General features: G+C 68.1%; 15 protein-coding genes. 7 read left to right on the top strand and 8 right to left on the bottom strand.

Going from position 1 to position 17,634, the window contains the following annotated elements; genetic code table 11:
- The first annotated feature begins 1 nt into the window (after nt 1).
- The 4 genes from ACGFIF_RS04060 to ACGFIF_RS04045 all read left to right on the top strand — a co-directional run bounded on the left by ACGFIF_RS04060 (nt 2) and on the right by ACGFIF_RS04045 (nt 4,210).
- Nucleotides 2-1,258: an acetyl-CoA carboxylase biotin carboxylase subunit family protein gene (locus tag ACGFIF_RS04060; RefSeq protein WP_393151194.1), complete on the top strand. Its 1,257-nt coding sequence runs from the start codon at nt 2-4 to the stop codon at nt 1,256-1,258.
- Complete coding sequence (locus ACGFIF_RS04055; RefSeq protein WP_393151192.1) at nt 1,255-2,505, top strand: MFS transporter; 1,251 nt, start codon at nt 1,255-1,257, stop codon at nt 2,503-2,505. Before ACGFIF_RS04060 ends, ACGFIF_RS04055 begins: the two co-directional genes overlap by 4 nt.
- A 9-nt stretch (nt 2,506-2,514) precedes the next feature.
- Nucleotides 2,515-3,753 (top strand): ATP-grasp domain-containing protein, encoded by a 1,239-nt coding sequence (locus tag ACGFIF_RS04050; protein ID WP_393151190.1) that lies wholly within the window; start codon nt 2,515-2,517, stop codon nt 3,751-3,753.
- Between the two features lie 73 nt (nt 3,754-3,826).
- Entirely contained in the window at nt 3,827-4,210 is a 384-nt protein-coding gene (locus ACGFIF_RS04045) for a YchJ family protein (RefSeq protein WP_393151188.1), read from the top strand.
- Between the two features lie 10 nt (nt 4,211-4,220).
- Here the strand turns inward: ACGFIF_RS04045 and ACGFIF_RS04040 are convergent, their stop codons facing one another.
- Nucleotides 4,221-5,621 carry an alkaline phosphatase PhoX gene (locus ACGFIF_RS04040; protein ID WP_393151186.1) on the bottom strand — a complete coding sequence of 467 codons (1,401 nt, stop codon included), beginning with the start codon at nt 5,619-5,621 and terminating at the stop codon, nt 4,221-4,223.
- A 109-nt stretch (nt 5,622-5,730) separates the two neighbouring features.
- A complete protein-coding gene (locus ACGFIF_RS04035; RefSeq protein WP_393151184.1) occupies nt 5,731-6,909 on the bottom strand; it encodes an ROK family protein in 1,179 nt (392 codons plus the stop codon).
- A gap of 120 nt (nt 6,910-7,029) precedes the next feature.
- On the opposite strand from ACGFIF_RS04035, the gene ACGFIF_RS04030 reads away from it, so the two are divergent.
- The 3 genes from ACGFIF_RS04030 to ACGFIF_RS04020 are packed head-to-tail and all read left to right on the top strand — an operon-like array spanning nt 7,030 to nt 10,310.
- Nucleotides 7,030-7,950, top strand: coding sequence for a carbohydrate ABC transporter permease (locus tag ACGFIF_RS04030; protein ID WP_393151182.1), 921 nt, complete (start codon nt 7,030-7,032; stop codon nt 7,948-7,950).
- Nucleotides 7,951-7,960: 10 nt separating this feature from the next.
- Nucleotides 7,961-8,917 carry a carbohydrate ABC transporter permease gene (locus ACGFIF_RS04025; protein WP_393151180.1) on the top strand — a complete coding sequence of 319 codons (957 nt, stop codon included), beginning with the start codon at nt 7,961-7,963 and terminating at the stop codon, nt 8,915-8,917.
- A 10-nt stretch (nt 8,918-8,927) separates the two neighbouring features.
- Complete coding sequence (locus ACGFIF_RS04020) at nt 8,928-10,310, top strand: ABC transporter substrate-binding protein (RefSeq protein ID WP_393151177.1); 1,383 nt, start codon at nt 8,928-8,930, stop codon at nt 10,308-10,310.
- Nucleotides 10,311-10,399: 89 nt separating this feature from the next.
- Here ACGFIF_RS04020 and ACGFIF_RS04015 read toward each other — a convergent pair whose 3' ends face one another.
- The 6 genes from ACGFIF_RS04015 to ACGFIF_RS03990 all read right to left on the bottom strand — a co-directional run bounded on the left by ACGFIF_RS04015 (nt 10,400) and on the right by ACGFIF_RS03990 (nt 17,411).
- A complete protein-coding gene (locus tag ACGFIF_RS04015) occupies nt 10,400-11,701 on the bottom strand; it encodes an ABC transporter substrate-binding protein (protein WP_393151175.1) in 1,302 nt (433 codons plus the stop codon).
- 46 nt (nt 11,702-11,747) lie between these two features.
- Complete coding sequence (locus ACGFIF_RS04010; protein WP_393151173.1) at nt 11,748-12,851, bottom strand: branched-chain amino acid ABC transporter permease; 1,104 nt, start codon at nt 12,849-12,851, stop codon at nt 11,748-11,750.
- A complete protein-coding gene (locus tag ACGFIF_RS04005) occupies nt 12,848-13,735 on the bottom strand; it encodes a branched-chain amino acid ABC transporter permease (protein WP_393151171.1) in 888 nt (295 codons plus the stop codon). The genes ACGFIF_RS04010 and ACGFIF_RS04005 overlap by 4 nt, the downstream gene beginning before the upstream one ends.
- A complete protein-coding gene (locus tag ACGFIF_RS04000) occupies nt 13,732-15,561 on the bottom strand; it encodes an AMP-dependent synthetase/ligase (RefSeq protein WP_393151169.1) in 1,830 nt (609 codons plus the stop codon). Before ACGFIF_RS04000 ends, ACGFIF_RS04005 begins: the two co-directional genes overlap by 4 nt.
- A gap of 118 nt (nt 15,562-15,679) precedes the next feature.
- Nucleotides 15,680-16,507, bottom strand: a complete 828-nt coding sequence (locus ACGFIF_RS03995; RefSeq protein ID WP_393151167.1) for an ABC transporter ATP-binding protein — start codon at nt 16,505-16,507, stop codon at nt 15,680-15,682.
- A gap of 118 nt (nt 16,508-16,625) precedes the next feature.
- A complete protein-coding gene (locus tag ACGFIF_RS03990; RefSeq protein ID WP_393151165.1) occupies nt 16,626-17,411 on the bottom strand; it encodes an ABC transporter ATP-binding protein in 786 nt (261 codons plus the stop codon).
- Between the last annotated feature and the right edge of the window lie 223 nt (nt 17,412-17,634).

Here is a 17,634-nt window from a genome sequence, read left to right as displayed (position 1 = left end):
GATGACGGAGAGACCTCATCTGCTGGTGGTTGCCACCGGCATGCGGCTGTTCCGCGAGTACATCCTGCGGTCGATCGCACCGCAGTACCGGATCCACATGTTCCTGCACAGTGAACCGACCTGGGAGAAGGACTACCTCGAGGGCTGGACCGTGCTGGAGAGCACCCTCGACGCCGACGCCCTGGTCGCTGCCGCGAACGAACTGCACGACAAGGAGTCGATCGACGGGGTGTTGTGCTGGGACGAGGCACGGATCCTGCAGACCGCCCACGTCGCCGAAGCGCTGGGCCTGCCCGGCGGCGACGTCGCGATGGTGAACCGCTGCCGCGACAAGCACCTCACCCGTACGGCGCTCGCCGAGCACGGGGTCCCACAACCGAAGTCGGTCCTCGTGGACACCGTCGACGAAGCGCTCGCCGTGGACGTGGGCTACCCGCGCATCCTCAAACCACGCGCACTGGCCGCCAGCCTCGGCGTGGTGAAGGTGAACTCACCGGATGAGCTACGGGAGAACTGGGACTTCGCGCACGACACGACCGTGCCCGAAGCACCGCACTACGGCGTGAAGGTGCTGGTCGAGGAGTTCGCCGACGGCTACGAGATCAGCATCGACGCGGCCGTGTTCCAGGGCCAGGTGACGCCGTTCTGCCTGGCCCGCAAGGAGATCGGCTACCCGCCGTACGCCGAGGAGGTCGGCCACTTCGTCGACGCGGCCGACCCGTTGCTCGCCGACGACCAGCTGATGCAGGTCCTGGTCGACGCGCACAAGGCGATCGCGTTCACCGACGGCGTCACCCACACCGAGATCATGATGACGGCCGACGGCCCGAAGCTGATCGAGATCAACGCCCGGATCGGCGGCGACCTGATTCCGTACCTCGGCCTCAAGGCCACCGGCCTCGATCCGGGACTGGCCGCGGCCGCGGTCGCCTGTGGGCGTGCGCCGGAGCTGCTGCCGGACCGCACCCTGGTCGGCGGGGTCCGGTTCTTCTACGTGGACGAGAACGACACCGTGCTGGACTCGGTCGAGTTCGACCCGGACGGCCTGCCGGCGTCCATCGACCAACTGGTGCCGCTGATGGAGGCAGGGCAGACGACCAGCCCGCCGCCCGACGGGACGTTGTGGGGCCGGATCGCCTACGCGACCGCGGTCGCGGGATCGATCGAGGACTGCCGGGCCGGGCTCGACGCGGCGGAGAAGGCGCTGCGCTGGTCGGGCACGGTCAAGGCGAAGGAACCCGAGGAGGCGGCCGGATGACGCCCACCGCGGACGAGAGCACCGGTATCTGGGCGACCATCCGGGAGGCGCCGCTGCCGGTGAAGGCGCTGCTGGTCGGCGTCTTCGTGAACAAGCTCGGCTGGTTCCTGCAGGTTTTCCTGGTGCTGTTCCTGACCACCTCGAAGGGTTTCACCCCGGTGCAGGCCGGTACGGCGCTCGGCGTGTACGGCGGTGGTTCGGTGATCGGCCTGATCATCGGCGGATCGCTGTCGGACAAGGTCGGGCCGCGGGCCGCGGTGATGATCAGCATGTTCGGGATGGCCGGTTTCGTGCTGGCGATCGCCTACGTGCCGAACTACACGGCCGTGGTGCTGGTGGTCGCGCTGGCCGGTGCGGTCGGGCAGTTCTACCGCCCGGCCTCGGCCGCGCTGCTGACCGAGCTGACGCCGCAGAGCCGCCAGGTAATGATCTTCGCGGTCTACCGGCTGGCGATGAACCTCGGGACCACCGCGGCACCGCTGATCGGTGCCGCCCTGGTCGCGGTGTCGTGGAACCTGCTGTTCATCGGCGAGGCGTTCGCTGCCCTGGCGTATGCGGCGGTCGCGATAGTTGCCCTGCCCAAGCGATCCACCAAGGCGGTCGACGACAGCGTTGCGGATCAGGCGCCAGCAGGCGGTTACGTCGCCGTACTGCGGGACTACAAGTACGTGCTGTTCCTGCTGTGCATGTTCATCAACGCGGCGATCTACATGCAATACCTGGCCGTGCTGCCGTTGCACATGAAGGCCGACGGATTGTCGACCTGGTGGTTCAGCGCGGTCGTCGCGCTGAACGGCTTCATCGTCATCACCTGCGAGTTGCTGGTGACGAAGGTGGTGCAGAACTGGCCGGCCCGGATCGTCGCGATGACTGGCTTCGTCCTGCTCGGCGGCGGGCTCGCGTTCTATGCGCTGCCGGGGGGACTGGCGATCTTCGTGATCGGCACGCTGTTGTGGACCTTGGCCGAGATCGTCGGCGGACCGACCATGTTCGCCTACCCGGGGATGGCCGCGCCGAAGCCGTTGCTCGGCCGGTACGTCGGGTCCGCGCACGCGATGTTCGGACTCGGCTCCGCACTCGGCCCGTTCCTCGGGGTGTGGGTGTGGAACCGGTCCGGCAGCGAGGTGTGGGTGTGGTGCGGGCTGGCCGGCGCGATCGGCGTCGTCCTCGCGTACTTCGGCATGCGACCGGCCGAGGAACCCACCACTGAGATCACCACGGCCGCGGAACCGGCGCAGAGCGCCTAGGAGGATGCCATGAGCAACTACACGATCATCGTGGACCCACTGTCCACGGGACAGGAATATCCGGCTGCATTCCGCGAGGCCGGTCGGCTGCCGGTCGCCGTACTGAGCGGTGCCGAGCCGCCGCCGGCGTACACAGCCAGCTGGCATCCGGACGACTTCGAGCACGTGCACTACTTCACCGGCGACGTGCAAGCGCTGGCGAACGAGCTGAGGCAGTACGAGCCGGAGTACCTCATACCGGGAGCCGAGAGCGGGGTCGAGCTGTCTGACCAGCTGATCGAGATCCTGGTGCCCGGCACCGGGAACGTGCCGGAGCTCGCCTCGGCACGGCGGGACAAATGGGAGATGGCGCAGGCGCTCGCCGCGGCGGGGGTGCCGCGGTTGCGGCAGTTCCGGACCGCCGATCCGGCCGAGGCGGAGACATGGCTGAAGGAGAACGACCTGCTCGGGGAGCGGCTGGTGATCAAGCCGCCGAAGAGCGCCGCGGGTGACGAGGTGTACGTCGTCTTCGAGGACGGCGACTGGCGGGAGCGGTTCGACCGGGTACTCGGGCGGACCAACAAGATGGGGCTGACCAACGACGCGGTACTGATTCAGGAGTACGCCGAGGGCACCGAGTACCTGGTCGACACGTACAGCGTGGACGGCAAGCACGCGCTGGTCGACGTGTGCCGTTACACGAAGGTCGGCCGCGGAGACAAGATCGGCATCTACCGGCGGATCGACTTCCTGGCCGAGGACGACCCGGAGGTGCAGGCGCTGTGGCCGTACACCCAGCAGGTGCTCGACGCGGTCGGCATCCGGATCGGCTGCGGTCACGTCGAGGTGATGATGACGGCGGACGGCCCGCGGCTGATCGAGGTCGCGGCCCGGCCCGCCGGCGGTGGTCACCAGATGGTCAGCGAGCTGGCCACCGGCGACAACCACATCAAGCGGACCGTCGCCCATCGCGTCCGCGGTGAGGTCCGGGACGGGTTCGACCTGGTCCAGCACCTGCGCGGCATCTTCGTGATCGCACTGCGGGAGGGGTACTTCCGCAACCGTGAGGTGTTCGACGGGATCGACGCGCTGAAGTCGTTCCACTGGATGAAGATCCTGTACGACGAGGACGCCGTCGTACCGGAGACCGTCGACCTGTTCACCTGCCTGGCCTGGGTCATCCTGATCCACAGCGACCCGGCCACCCTCGACGCCGACTACCACCGCGTACTGGAGATGGAGGCCGGGATCGTCATCGAAACCCGCTGACGCACAGCCCACGAAGACCCCCTGACCGGGCCCGGGCGGACCACCACCGCCCGGGTCCGGTCACAATCTGTCCATGGCCAAACGCGCTCTCCCCTGCCCGTGCGGGCTCGGCATGTCCTACGCCGACTGCTGCGGCCGCCTCCACGACGGCCGCGCTTCGGCCGCCACCGCGGAACAACTCATGCGCTCGCGCTACTCGGCCTTCGTCGTCGGGGACGCGGCGTACCTCCTCCGCACCTGGTCGTCGGCCACCCGTCCGGCCGACCTGCACCTGGACGACCACATCCGCTGGACCGGACTCGAGATCCTGAACACCACGGACGGAAGTGCCTTCCACACCGAGGGCACGGTCGAGTTCCGGGCCGGCTATCAGCTCGACGGCCGGCCCGGCCACCAGCAGGAACTCAGCCGCTTCGTCCGCGAGAACGGTGCGTGGGTGTACGTCGCGGCGCTGTGACTCCTGGCGACTACCTCCTCCGGCGCCAGGGTCCGGTGATCGCGTAGGTGATCCCCGGCGTGTAGACGTTGAAGAACATCGTCCGGCCGTCGGCGGAGAAGCCGGCCCCGGCCAGCTCGCCGAACTCCGGGTCCTCCGGGGTGCCGTTGTTCACCCGGTTGCGGGCGAACTTGAAGACCTCGCCGTCCTCGGTGGTACCGAGGATGTGCTGCTCGCCGAGCCCGTCCTCACACATCATCAGCCCGCCGTACGGCGACATCGTGATGTTGTCCGGGGCGTCGAACTCCGGGTCGTCCGACCCGGGCGCCGGCCGGGTGAAGATGACCTCGAGGCGCAGCGTCGTCTTCCGCGGGTCGAACCGCCAGACCTGACCGTCGTGGTTGACCTTCGGGCCGAGCTCGGTCCGGGCGAACGACGAGACGAAGTACACGCAGCGGTCCCGCGTCCCCCACCAGCAGCCCTCGAGCTTGTAGCCGCCGGTGATCGGCTTGCCGTAGTCCTGCGCGCGGACCGACTCGGTCGTGGCCAGAGGGTCCGGCACCTTGATCCACTGCACCCCGCCGAACTCGGTGCCCGCCTCCTGGACGACGGACAGGTCAGGCAGCCCCGGGATGTACATCGCCTGCAGTTCCCCACCTGCCCGCAGCGATCCCCAGCCGCCGCGCGGACGGTTCGGGAGGAACCGGTAGAACCCGCCGAGCGGCGCGACGAACGCGTCCTCGGTCTCGTAGACGATCCCGGTGGCCGGATCGACCGCGACCGCCTCGTGCTGGAACCGGCCCATCGCGGTCAGCGGGGTCGGGTTGGTGTTGCGGCGGTCGTCGTACGGGTCGACCTCGAAGATGAAGCCGTGGTCCTTGGTGTATCCGGCCGGGTCGCCGGCCTTGGCCTCGGTCTCCTCGCAGGTCAGCCAGGTGCGCCAGGGGGTGATGCCGCCGGAGCAGTTGATCGCCGTACCACCCAGGCTGACGTACTCCTGGGTGGCGTGGTTGTGCCGGTCCACCACCAGCGTGCTGGTGCCGCCGGCGCCACCCGGGTCGTAGGTGCGCTCCGGTGGCGCGACCACCTTGATCGTGGCGGTCGGGCTGCACTCGTGGTTGCGGACCAGCCGCGAGCCGCCGTGCCGGTCCGAGAAGGCGCCCATACCGTCGAACCGGCTCGGCGTCTTCAGGCCGTCGGGACGGACGGTGCCCTCCCGGGACAGGATCTTGTAGCTGAACCCGCGCGGCAGGTCGAGCATGCCGTTCGGGTCCTCGATCAGCGGTCCGTACCCGATCTTCGGGCCGGAGGTGCCGAGCGCGGGCTGGGCGGTGTACAGCGCCTCGACCGAGCCCGCGACACTGACCGCGACACCGGCGGCGGCTGCTCGGGCGACGAACTGCCTTCGGGACAGGGGATTCTCAACGGACACGGTACGGCCTCCTCGTGGGCGGAAAAGATCTGCCGGTCACCGATGAACGTACGGTGAACAACAGACAACGACAAGGCGAACCGCGCGCCGTATTGCCTTCCCGTTGTGCCTAGGCGCCGAGGACGTGCTGAATGCCTGCCACCGCTCCACCACGGGCCCAGTCCGTGAAGGTCAGCGGGGTGGTGAGGAGGTCGAGCGTGCAGCGCTGGGTCTCCAACGGCCCCGGGCGGAGCCGGTCGTCGATCGCTTCCTGCAGCGCCGGTGAGTCGGTGAAGGCGGCGACGTCCTCGCCACCCAGCACGATGCAGGTCGTCTGGAGCGCGCCCGCGAACGAGGCCACCACGTGTCCGAGCGCCCGGGCGGCGCCGTCGAGCCGGCGGGTGGCGTCCTGATCGCCGGCGGCCCGGGCCCGGACGAGGTCGTCAAAGGTGACCGGGCAGTTGGCGGCCGCCGAGGCGTGACGCTCGAGATCCTCCCGGTTGAGATAGGCCGCCACGCACCCTTGGTGGCCGAGGCTGCACCGGGGGCCGCTGCTGTCGACGGGGGCGTGCGCCAGCAGATGACCGTTGTCGATCAGTTCCTCGAGCGCGATCCCCTCCCGGACGACACCCACGCCGAGACCAGCGCCGACGGTGATGATGCCGAAGGTCGAATGCGTCCGGCCGGCGCCGAACCAGAGTTGCTCACGAGCCAGCGCGGTGACGTCGTTCGTGACGATGACCGGCAGACCGGTCCGGTCCCGCAGTGGCCCGGCGAGATCGACGTCCCGCCAGCCGAGGAAGGTCCCTTCCCGCACGATCGAACGGTCCGCGACCACCCCACCGACGGCCACCCCGATGCCGTCCACGGACGGCACCTTCGGAGCGAGCCTGTTCGTCAGCTGGGCGATGACCTTCACCGTGGGCGCGACCGGGACAGCACCGCCCTCCCCGGGCCGGGGCAGGGCTGCCCGCGCGGTCGCCCTGACCTCGCCGAACATGTCGCAGACGACGCCGTAGGCGGTGTCGCCGGTGAGCTTGACGCCGACGACGTGCCGGGCGCTGGGCACAGCCGTCAGGATCTGGCGGGGCCGGCCGATCGCGGCCGCCGGCTCGAGGTCCTCGGAGGCCATGCCGCCGAGGATGAGGGCCCGGGCCAGCCGGGACATCGACGCGTAGGAAATGTTGAGCCGGTCACCGAGGTCACCGCGGGTCGCCGGCCCGTGGATCAGCAGCTGGCGGGTGACCGCGAGCTCCCCCGCGGTCAGCCCCCGCTCACCGGCCGGTCGTTCCGACGCGCCAGTCACCATCCGCCCAGCTTACAAACAGGGCCTGTGACCCTTGTCACATCGGCTCTCCGGGCTTATTTTCAATCTGACTGTAAATAGCCCCAGACCCCGGCTCTCGCAGTCCCCGGGCGAAGGAGAGCTATGGTCACCACACCCACGATTCGGCCGGTGCGGGCCGAACGCGCCAGGAGCGGTCCGCGCGACGACACCCGTCTGGCGCTGCTGTTCATCCTTCCCGCCCTGATCGGCTTTCTGGTCTTCCTGGTCTGGCCGACCCTGCGCGGGATCTATCTCAGCTTCACGAAGTTCAACCTGCTCACGCCGCCGGAGTTCAACGGCCTGGACAACTACATCCGGATGGTCCAGGACCCGGTGTTCTGGAACGCGCTGAAGGTGACGCTCTACTACGTCATCCTGAACATCGGCTTCCAGACGGTGCTCGCCCTGGTGATCGCGGTGATGATGCAGCGGCTGACGCAGCGGACCTGGTTGCGCGGCATCGTGCTCACCCCGTTCCTCGTCTCGAACGTGGTGGCCGCGATGGTCTTCCTCTGGATCCTCGACTACCAGCTCGGCATCGGGAACACCATCATCGCCTCGATCGGGCTCGACCGGATCCCGTTCCTGTCCGACAGCGCCTGGGTCATCCCGACGATCGCCTTCATCAATGTCTGGCGGCATGTCGGCTACACCGCGCTGCTGATCTTCGCCGGCCTGCAGATGATCCCCGAGACCGTCTACGAGGCGGGCCGCATCGACGGCGCGAGCGAGGTCCGGATGTTCCGCAGCATCACGGTGCCGCTGCTGCGCCCGATCCTCTCGCTGGTCCTGATCATCACCGTGGTCGGCTCGTTCCAGGTCTTCGACACCGTGGCGATCGCGACCCGCGGCGGACCGGTCGATTCCTCCCGGGTGCTGCAGTACTACATCTACGACGTGGCGTTCAGCCGGTTCCAGTTCGGCTACGCGTCGGCCATGTCGGTGGCGCTGCTCGTCGTCCTGGTGATCGTGACGTTCGTCCAGTACCGGCTCAGCCGCGCCGAGTCCTCCGACCTGGCCTGAGGAGGCGACCATGACCACCGAAACCACTCCGAAGGTCGCCACCGCGCCGCCCACAGTTGTCAGGGAACCCGCGGCCACCTCGAAGAAGCCGTACCAGTTCAGCGCCGGTCGTGCGCTCGCCTGGACCTTCATGATCCTGGTGATCCTCGTCAGCCTGTTCCCGTTCTACTGGATGCTGCGCACCGCGCTGTCCAGCAACAACGCCCTCTATGCGGGGTCCGACAGCCTGCTGCCGGTGCAGACCTCGGCCGGCGGCTTCGAGCGGGTCTTCGGCCTGCAGACCGGGCAGGAGGCCATCGATGCCGGTGGTGCCGGGCAGGCGATCAACTTCTGGCGTTACCTGTTCAACTCCGTCGTCGTCGCCACCCTCATCACCGTCGGGCAGGTGTTCTTCTCCGCGATGGCGGCGTACGCGTTCGCACGGCTGCAGTGGAAGCACCGGGAGAAGGTCTTCGCCTTCTTCCTGGCCGGCCTGATGATCCCGGCGATCTTCACGCTGCTGCCGAACTTCGTGCTGATCAAGCAACTCGGTCTGGTGGACACCCTGCTCGGGATCTCCCTGCCGACCATGTTCATGACGCCGTTCGCAGTGTTCTTCCTGCGCCAGTTCTTCCTCGGCATCTCCCGCGAGGTGGAGGAGGCCGCGCTGATGGACGGCGCCTCCAAGGTCAGGGTCTTCTTCCGGCTCATCCTGCCGATGTCGGTGGCCCCGATCACGACGCTGGCGATCCTCACCTACATCGCGGCGTGGAACGAGTACTTCTGGGCCCTGATGGTCAGCTACACCGACAAGTCCCGGGTGCTCACCGTCGCGCTCGGGGTGTTCAAGTCGCAGACCCCACAGACCGGGCCGGACTGGGCCGGCCTGATGGCGGCCACCCTCGTCGCCGCGCTTCCGATGCTGCTGCTGTTCATGCTGTTCGCGAAACGCATCGTCAACTCCATCGGCTTCAGCGGGATCAAGTGAGGGGCCCGGCATGATCACCTTCCGGCAACGGATCCGGACCGCCGCGGTCGCCGTACTCACCGTGAGCGCCTTGACCGCCTGCGGCGGTACCAGTGGCAGCAGCGCGGACGGCGCGATCGAGTACTGGCTGTGGGACTCTGCCCAGCAGCCGGGCTACCAGAAGTGCGCCGACGCGTTCGAGCAGGCCAACCCCGGCCTGAAGATCAACATCTCGCAGTACGGCTGGGACGCCTACTGGTCCAAGCTCACGGCCGGTTTCATCGCCGATACCGCACCTGATGTCTTCACCGACCACCTGTCGAAGTTCGCGCAGTACGTCGATCTGAAGGTCCTCCGCCCCCTCGACGACCTCGGCCCGACCAGCGACATCGAGGACGGCGACTACCAGGAGGGCCTGGCCGAGCTGTGGAAGGGCCAGGACGGCAAGCGGTACGGCGCCCCGAAGGACTGGGACACGATCGCCATGTTCTACGACAGCGCCGCGCTCAAGGCGGCCGGTGTGGATCCCGCCGAGCTGGAGACCCTCGACTGGAACCCCCAGGACGGCGGCTCCTTCGAGAAGCTCGTCGCACATCTCACCATCGACGCCAAGGGCGTCCGGGGCGACGAGCCGGGCTTCGACAAGTCCAACGTGAAGACGCACGGCCTCGCCTCGGAGGGCTCCGGCGGCGGTGGCTGGGGCCAGACGCAATGGTCGGCGTTCACCGGCAGCGCGGGCTGGCAGGCGACCGACAAGAACCCGTGGGGCACGAAGTTCAACCTGGACGACGCCGTGCTGCAGGACACGCTGAGCTGGTATTTCGGTCTCGTGCAGAAGGGCTACATGCCCAGCTACGAGCAGATCGGCGGCGCGAACGCGATCGGAACGGACAAGCAGATCCAGTCCGGTACGGCGGTCCTGGGCCTCAGCGGGTCGTGGATGATCTCCACCTTCACCAAGCTCACCGACTCGGCCGGCAAGAAGCTGGACATCGGGCTCGCACCGACCCCGATCGGGCCGAGCGGCAAACGGGCGTCGATGTTCAACGGCCTGGCCGACTCGGTCACGACGCTGTCGAAGCAGCCCGAGAACGCCGCGAAGTGGGTGAAGTTCCTGTCCGGCGCGGAGTGCCAGAACATCATCGGCGAGTCCGGCGTCGTCTTCCCGGCCAGGCCGGCCGGCACCGAACTGGCGATCGCCTACAACAAGTCCGAGCGTCAGCTCGACGTCACCCCGTTCACCCGGCAGGTCGGGGACAAGACGACGTTCCTGTTCCCGGTGACGACGAACGCGGCCGACATCGCGGCGCTGATGGCGCCACGCTTCGACGCCGTCTACATCGGCAGCTCGCCGGTCAGCTCGCTGACGAAGCTCAACACCCAGCTCAACGAGCTGTTCGAGGTCGCCCAATAGGTCGCCCACGAGAGCGCCCAAGAAAGCGCTCAGCAGGGCCCGGCCGGGTGGACCACGAGGGTCCACCCGGCCGGCAACCTCGACCTAGATCACTGGTAGCAGGGCTTGGTGAACTCGTGCGCCTGGGCCGTCTTGCCGGTGAAGAAGTCGCGCTCCACCTTCACGCCGGTCGGGGCCGTCGGGTCCACCTTGGAGATGATGCTGGCCCGGAAGACGCGCTCGTTCGGCTCACCGGTGAACCGGCCCGCCTCGGCCGGCAGCATCCCTTCGTAGTCCACGGTCTGCAGCGACTTCACCGCGGCCAGCAGCCCGGCCCGGGTGAGGTCCTTGGACTCGACCGCCTTCTGCAGCGCGGCCTTCAGCGGGTACGACCAGACCCAGCCGGCCGTGTATCCGTCGTTCGGCGCGGCCTTGAAGGTCGCCTGGTCGATCGACTCGGCCAGCGCCTTGTGGCCGGGTGTGTCGGTGCCGTACGGCGCCCAGGGCCCGGACTGACGGTAGAGCGCGGTCAGCGCGGGGGCGGCCGGGCTCTTCAGCAGGGCCGGGTTCCAGGTCGGGCTGGTGCCGATGAACTGTCCCTTGAAGCCGTTCTGCGCGGCGCCGCCGACGATCGTCGCCGCCTCGGTCGGGCCGGTGGTCAGGATGACCAGGTCCGGCTTGGCCGCGATCAGTTTCTGGATCGCCGCACCCTGGTTCTCCTGCCCCGGCGCGGTCGGGATGTCGGTGAACGTCAGCCCGTTGGCCTCGGCCGCGATCTTCGTCCCGGCCGCGGCGTCGTCACCGTAGTCACCGGGGAAGTGCACCGCGGCGACGGTCTTCGGCTGGAGCGTCTCGACCGCGAAGTCGACCGAGTTCATCGACTCGAAGCAGTAGTTCGTGCCCGACTCCAGGATCACGTCCTCGAACGCCCAGGCCGACGTCCAGGAGGCCGGTACGCCGATCATGCTGCTGGACTTGAGGTCGGCCAGGATCGCGGCGGTGGTCGGTGAACCGAGGGTCTGGGCCAGTCCGAGGACGTCGGGCTTGATCTCGGCGTACACCTCGTTGTGGATCTGCGGGTTGTACTTGTTGTCCTTGATGTACTTGGTCGCGTCGACCTCGAAGGCACCGATCCCGCCGGCCTTGTTGACCCGCTGCCAGAACGACTTCTGGCTCTCGGTGATCGGTACGCCGAGCGCCTTGAACGGACCCTCGGTCAGGTCCGAGATCGAGCCGAGGTAGATACAGCCCTTGGACTTGTCGACCGCGGCCGGACACGGTTCGGCCGTGACCCCGACGTCGAACTTGACCCCCGAGCCGGCCTCCTGCGTCTCCGGGGCGTCGTTCCGGCACCCCGCGACCAAGACCATCGCCGCCACCAGCGCGATGACGATTCCCCTGTGCACGCTCATCGATACTCCTTCTCCGGCCAGTCGGCGCGGGCCCTGGGGCGCAGGGTCAGTGCGAGAACGGCCACGACTTCCAATAGGTGCGGATCCGGATCCAGATCCCGAACAGCCCCCGCGGTTCGAAGATCAGGAAGCCGATGATCAACAGGCCGTAGAGGATCGTCTCGACCTGGAAGACCGTGATGCCCCCGGCCGCCGAACTGCTGCCGATGAACGGCAGCACGGCCGGAAGCTCGCGGGTGACCCTCGGCAACAGGGTGATGAACAGCGCGCCGAGCACCGATCCGGAGATGGTGGCGACACCGCCGATCAGCACCATCGCGATGTACTGCACCGACATCCCGAGGTTGAACGACCCCGGCTCGACGAAGCCGATCATCACGTACAGCAGCGCGCCCGCGACGCCGGCGTAGAACGACGACACCGCGAACGCGATCATCTTGTACCGGGTCACGTCGACCCCGATCACCTCGGCGGCCAGGTCCCGGTCCCGGACCGCGGCCAGGGCCCGGCCGGTCCTGGACCGGACCAGGTTCCGGGCCAGGACGCCGAAGATCACCAGCAGTATCAGCATCAGCAGGTAGAGCTTCTGCGCCTTGGTGAACATCGCCCCGTCGACCGCGAACTGGAACCCGAACAACTCCGGTACGGCGGCCGGCCGCCCGACCCCGACTCCCCCGGTGAGCTCACTCCAGTGCTTGAACACGTGCTCCCCGATGAACACCAGCCCGAGTGTCACCACGGCCAGGTACAACCCGCGCAGCCGGGCCGCCAGCGGCGCGACGATCAGCCCGGCCAGCCCAGCGACCAGTCCGGCCGCGAGCAACCAGACCGGCAGCGAGGTGATGCCGAACCCGATCAGCCGGGTGCTGTCCGGATCGCCCGACAGCGCCGCCGCGGTGTAGGCGCCGACGCCCAGGAAGAACGCATGACCGAGCGACACCTGACCGCCGTACCCGGTGACGATGTTCAGCCCGATCGCCCCGATCGACGCGGCGCACGCCGTGGCCAGGACGACGAGCAGGTCGTCGGTCAGCATGAACGGCAGCGACACCGCGAGAATCCCGAGGACGAGCGTCCACCCCCGTTTCGCCGGCGTGTTCAGCAACGCCATGTCCTGCTTGTACGACAGGTAGAGCAGTGGCCGACTCATATCCGCTCCACCTCTCTGGTGCCGAACAGGCCGTACGGTCTGATCAACAGGACGAGCAGCATCAGCAGGTACGGGACGACCAGGAAGAAGTCACCGCCGAGGAGGGGATGCAGGTCGCCGCCGTACCCACCGACCAGCGCCTCCACCACTCCGATCGTGAGGCCCGCGATCACCGCTCCACCGAGGGAATCGAGGCCGCCGAGGATGATCACCGGCAGCGCCTTGAGCGCGGTCAGCCACAGGTTCTGCTCGAGCCCGATGCCGGTCGACAGGAACACTCCGGCCAGCCCGGCGAGCGCGGCCGCGAGCGCCCACGACAGCGAGAACACGCGCCCGACCGAGACGCCCTGTGCGAGTGCGACCTCCTGGTCCGACGAGGCCGCCCGCATCGCCAGACCGGTCCGCGACCAGCGGTAGAACGCGAACAGCGCGGCCACCACGATCAGCGTCGTCACCAGCGTGGCCAGGTGCCGCTGATCGATCTTGGCACCCAGTACGTCGACCTGTTTGAGCCCCCACGGATCACCCATCTGCCGGATGTCCAGGCCGATGAACGAGTTGACCACCGTGCGGATCACGATGTCGACGCCGAGCGTGATGATCGCGATCACGAACACCGGCTTGCCGATCATCGGCCGCAATGCCAGCCGTTCCACTCCCATGCCGAGCAATGCGGTCAGCACCAGCGCGACCAGGACCGCGAGGAAGAAGTTCATCGACAGCACCAGGTAGCCGACCAGCAGCGCACCGGCCATCATGAACGCCGGCTGGGCGAAGCTGATCACCCGCATCGACTTGTAGACGATCACGAATCCCAGCGCCAGCAGGGCGTAGATCGACCCGTTGCCGAGACCGCGGACGACGGTGGCGACGAACTCGTTCACCGGACACCCCCGGCGTACATGGACTCGACCAGGCCGGCGAACGCGGTGGCGACGGCTGTCCGCTTCACCTTCTGGGTCGCGGTCAGTTCGCCGTCCTCGTGATCGAGCAGCTTCGGCAGCAGCCGGAACGACCGCACCTGCTCGACGGTGGCGAACCGTTGGTTGACGTCATCCACGACCCCTTGGACAAGCGCGATCACCTCGGGTTTCGCGGACAGGTCGCCGTACGTCGAGTAGGGCAGGCGATGGACCTGCGCCCAGTGGCCGACCGTGTCCGGCTCGATCCCGATCAGCGCGGTGAGGAACTTGCGCCGGTCGCCGATCACCACCGCCTCCTTGATGTACGGCGATGCCTTGAGCGCGTTCTCGAGTTCCGACGGGGCGACGTTCTTACCGCCCGCGGTGATGATGATGTCCTTCATCCGGTCGGTGATGCGCAGGTGCGTGCCGTCGACCCACTCCCCCACGTCGCCGGTGTGCAGCCAGCCGTCCGGGTCGATCACCTTGGCGGTCGCCTCCGGGTCCTGCCAGTAGCCGGCGAAGGTGCCGGGATGCCGGGTGAGGATCTCGCCGGTGCTCTCGTCGATCCGCACCTCGACACCCTTGTGCGCCTCGCCGACCGTGCCGACCTTGACCCGGCCCGGGCGGTTGGCGGTCGCCACGGCGGTGTTCTCGGTCATGCCGTACACCTCGTGCATCGGCAGACCGAGACCCATGAAGAAGCGCAGTACTTCGGGTGCGATCGGTGCGGCTCCGGAGGCGGCGTACCGGACCTTGCGCAGGCCGACGCGATCCTTCACCGCTCGGTAGCAGAACAGCCAGCCGATGGAGTAGACCGCTCTGGAGGCAGCGGTATGACGTCCGCCGTTCGCCGCGAGGACGGCGCCGATCCAGTCCGCCCGGCGCAACCAGTAGCCACCGATCCGGCGCTTGACCGGGTCCGCGGACGCGATCCGGATCTGCACGCCGGCCGCGATCTTCTCCCAGATCCGCGGCACCCCGAACAGGATGGTCGGCTGGACCTCGTGCAGGTTGGTCGCCACGGTCTCGATCGACTCGGCGAAGTGCACGCAGACGCCGGCCCCGGCGCCGAACCAGCCGCTGAAGATCCGCTCGGCCACGTGGCACAACGGCAGGTAGGACAGCACGCTGTCGCGCGGCGACGGCGGCGGTGAGGTGAAGCCGCCGCGCACGACCAACTCCTGGATGGCGAAGTCGACGTTCGCGGCCGTCAGCATCACACCCTTCGGCGGGCCGGTGGTGCCGGAGGTGTAGATCAGCGTCACCACGTCGTCCGGCCGGGACTCCTCCATCCGCTCGGTCACCGCGTGCGGATTCGCCTCACGATGCTCGTTGCCGATCGCAAGGAAATCGGGCCAGGCGATCAGCCTCGGGTCGTCGTACCGGAACCGGATGCCGCGTGGCTCGACGTACACGATGTGCTGGAGATCGGGCAGGTCGTCGATCGCCAGTGCCTTGTCGACCTGCTCCTGGTCCTCGGCGATCAGCACCTTCGCGCCGGAGTGGCGGAGCAGGTAGCCGACCTCGGCGACCGGGTTGGTCGGGTAGAGACCGACGGTGGCAGCCCGGACGGCGACCGTGCCGACGTCGGTGTAGAGCCATTCACGGCGGTTCTCGGAGTGGATCGCGACCCGGTCGTCCGGCTCGATGCCGAGGGCAATCAACGCGTGGCCGACGAGTTCGGCGGTGTCCCAGTACTGCTCCCAGCTGACCTGCTGCCAGATCCCCAGATCCTTCTCCCGCAAGGCGATCACGTGCGGTGTCGTCTTCGCCCGCTCCTGGACCCGGGTCGCGATGGTGGTCATGGGGCCTCCCGGCCTGGACTGAGGAGCGCAGGGAGCGCAGCGACCGGAGGGACGAGGGAAGGCCGGGAGTCATGGCCCCATGACCCCGCCGGCGCCGGAGGCCCGGCCAAAAGCCCAGTCATGGCTTGTCCACCACCTTGTGCTCCTCGCCCAGATAGGCGCGGACGACATCGGGGTCGGTCGCGACCTCCGTCGGCGTACCGGTGCGGATCGGTTTGCCGAAGTCGATCACCATGATCCGGTCGGCCAGATCCATCACCAGGCCCATGTCGTGCTCGACCATCACCATCGGCAGGCCGAGCTCGTCGCGGATGTCGAGGATGAACCGGGCCATGTCCTCGGTCTCCTCCAGGTTCATCCCGGCGACCGGCTCGTCCAGCAGCAACAGCTTCGGCTCGGAGGCGAGGGCGCGACCGAGCTCGACCCGCTTCTGGACGCCGTAGGGCAGCAGACCGACCGGGAGTCGCCGCCACTGGGCGAGCTCGAGGAAGTCGACGATCTCCTCGACGGCCCGGCGGTTGGCCCGTTCGTTGCGCTGGGCCTTGCCGAGCCACGCGAAGGCGGCGAGGACCCCGTACGGGTGATGGTGGTGCCGGCCGAGCATCAGGTTGTCCAGCACGGTCAGGTTGGAGAACAACTCGATGTTCTGGAAGGTCCGGGCGATGCCGAGGCGCGCGATCGCGTGCGGCCGGCGGCCGATCAGGTCCTCGTCGCCGAACCGGACGGTGCCGCGTTGCGGCCGGTAGACGCCGGAGAGCACGTTGAAGATCGAGGTCTTGCCGGCACCGTTCGGGCCGATCACGGCGAACAGTTCACTGGGGTTCACGGTGAAGCTCACGCCGTTGAGGGCGGTCACCCCCTCGAATCCGAGGACGACATCCTCGAACGTGAGCACCGGGTCGGCCGTTGTCGTGCTCTCGCTCTCCCTGGCCTGTGTCGCGGTCATGGGGCCTCCCGGTCTGGACTGAGGAGCGGAGGGAGCGCAGCGACTGGAGCGACGAGGGAAGACCGGGAGTCAAGGCCCCATGACCCCGCCGGCGCCGAAGGCCCCGCCAATAGCACCGTCACGAGAGCCACCGCTTCCGGCGGCGGTAGTGCTTGACGTCGCGGAACGACTTCGCCGAGCCTTCGGCGCCGAGGCCGAGGTAGAACTCGCGTACGTCGCCGTCCGCGAGCAGCTCGGCCGCGGGCTTGTCCATCACCATCGCGCCGTTCTCCAGCACGTACCCGTGCTCGGCGATCGACAGCGCCATCGCCGCGTTCTGCTCGACCAGCAGGACCGTCGTACCCTGCTGGTTGATCTGCACGATCACGTCCCGGATCTGCCGGACGATCATCGGGGCCAGGCCGAGACTCGGCTCGTCCAGCAGCAGGTACTTCGGATCGGACATCAGCGCCCGGCCGATGGCCAGCATCTGCTGCTCGCCGCCGGACAGATAGCCGGCCAGCTTGCGGCGGCGGTCGGCCAGCACCGGGAACAGCTCGTAGGTCCGGTCCAGGTTGGTCCGGATCGAGCGCGGACTGACGTGCCCGCCGATCCGGAGGTTCTCCTCGACGGTGAGGTCGGCCAGGATGCGCCGGCCCTCCATCACCTGTTTGATGCCCAGGGCGGCGACCCGGCTGGCGCCGTACGTGTGGATCGGCTCGCCATCGAGCGTGATCGACCCGCGCCGGACCTCGCCGTCGTGGACGTCGAGCAGGCCGGAGAAGGCGCGCAGCAAGGTGGACTTGCCGGCACCGTTCGCCCCGAGCAGGGCGACGATCCGTCCCTGCGGGACCTCGAGGCCGACGCCCCGCAGCACCAGCATCACGTCGTCATAGACGACCTCGAGGTTCTTCGCCGCCAGCACCCGGCCTCCCGGATCCCCGAAGGTTCCCAACCAACGTCTTGGCGAGTGAGTGTGACATCCCAACTGACGAGTAGGAAGTCCTCGCAGGCCGAAAATCGGACACCACACCCAACCGTGACGAATCGTCAGGTGTAAAACCAGCTATGCAACTGGTATTACAGCGAACGAACCCGGTTGGCAAGCAGGGCGGTGCCGGCGTCGCAGGTCGCGCCGCGGTGGGATC

It is taken from the genome of Kribbella sp. NPDC049174, from assembly GCF_043197365.1.
GTDB lineage: Bacteria > Actinomycetota > Actinomycetes > Propionibacteriales > Kribbellaceae > Kribbella.
This window is presented reverse-complemented; position numbering and strand designations above follow the sequence as displayed.

Coding starts and splice junctions, on each gene's coding strand:
- ACGFIF_RS04030 (WP_393151182.1), top strand. CDS start 7,030: ATGGTCACCACACCCACGATTCGGCCGGTGCGGGCCGAACGCGCCAGG.
- ACGFIF_RS04020 (WP_393151177.1), top strand. CDS start 8,928: ATGATCACCTTCCGGCAACGGATCCGGACCGCCGCGGTCGCCGTACTC.
- ACGFIF_RS04035 (WP_393151184.1), bottom strand. CDS start 6,909: ATGGTGACTGGCGCGTCGGAACGACCGGCCGGTGAGCGGGGGCTGACC.
- ACGFIF_RS04015 (WP_393151175.1), bottom strand. CDS start 11,701: ATGAGCGTGCACAGGGGAATCGTCATCGCGCTGGTGGCGGCGATGGTC.
- ACGFIF_RS04045 (WP_393151188.1), top strand. CDS start 3,827: ATGGCCAAACGCGCTCTCCCCTGCCCGTGCGGGCTCGGCATGTCCTAC.
- ACGFIF_RS04055 (WP_393151192.1), top strand. CDS start 1,255: ATGACGCCCACCGCGGACGAGAGCACCGGTATCTGGGCGACCATCCGG.
- ACGFIF_RS04010 (WP_393151173.1), bottom strand. CDS start 12,851: ATGAGTCGGCCACTGCTCTACCTGTCGTACAAGCAGGACATGGCGTTG.
- ACGFIF_RS04050 (WP_393151190.1), top strand. CDS start 2,515: ATGAGCAACTACACGATCATCGTGGACCCACTGTCCACGGGACAGGAA.
- ACGFIF_RS03995 (WP_393151167.1), bottom strand. CDS start 16,507: ATGACCGCGACACAGGCCAGGGAGAGCGAGAGCACGACAACGGCCGAC.
- ACGFIF_RS04060 (WP_393151194.1), top strand. CDS start 2: ATGACGGAGAGACCTCATCTGCTGGTGGTTGCCACCGGCATGCGGCTG.
- ACGFIF_RS04000 (WP_393151169.1), bottom strand. CDS start 15,561: ATGACCACCATCGCGACCCGGGTCCAGGAGCGGGCGAAGACGACACCG.
- ACGFIF_RS04025 (WP_393151180.1), top strand. CDS start 7,961: ATGACCACCGAAACCACTCCGAAGGTCGCCACCGCGCCGCCCACAGTT.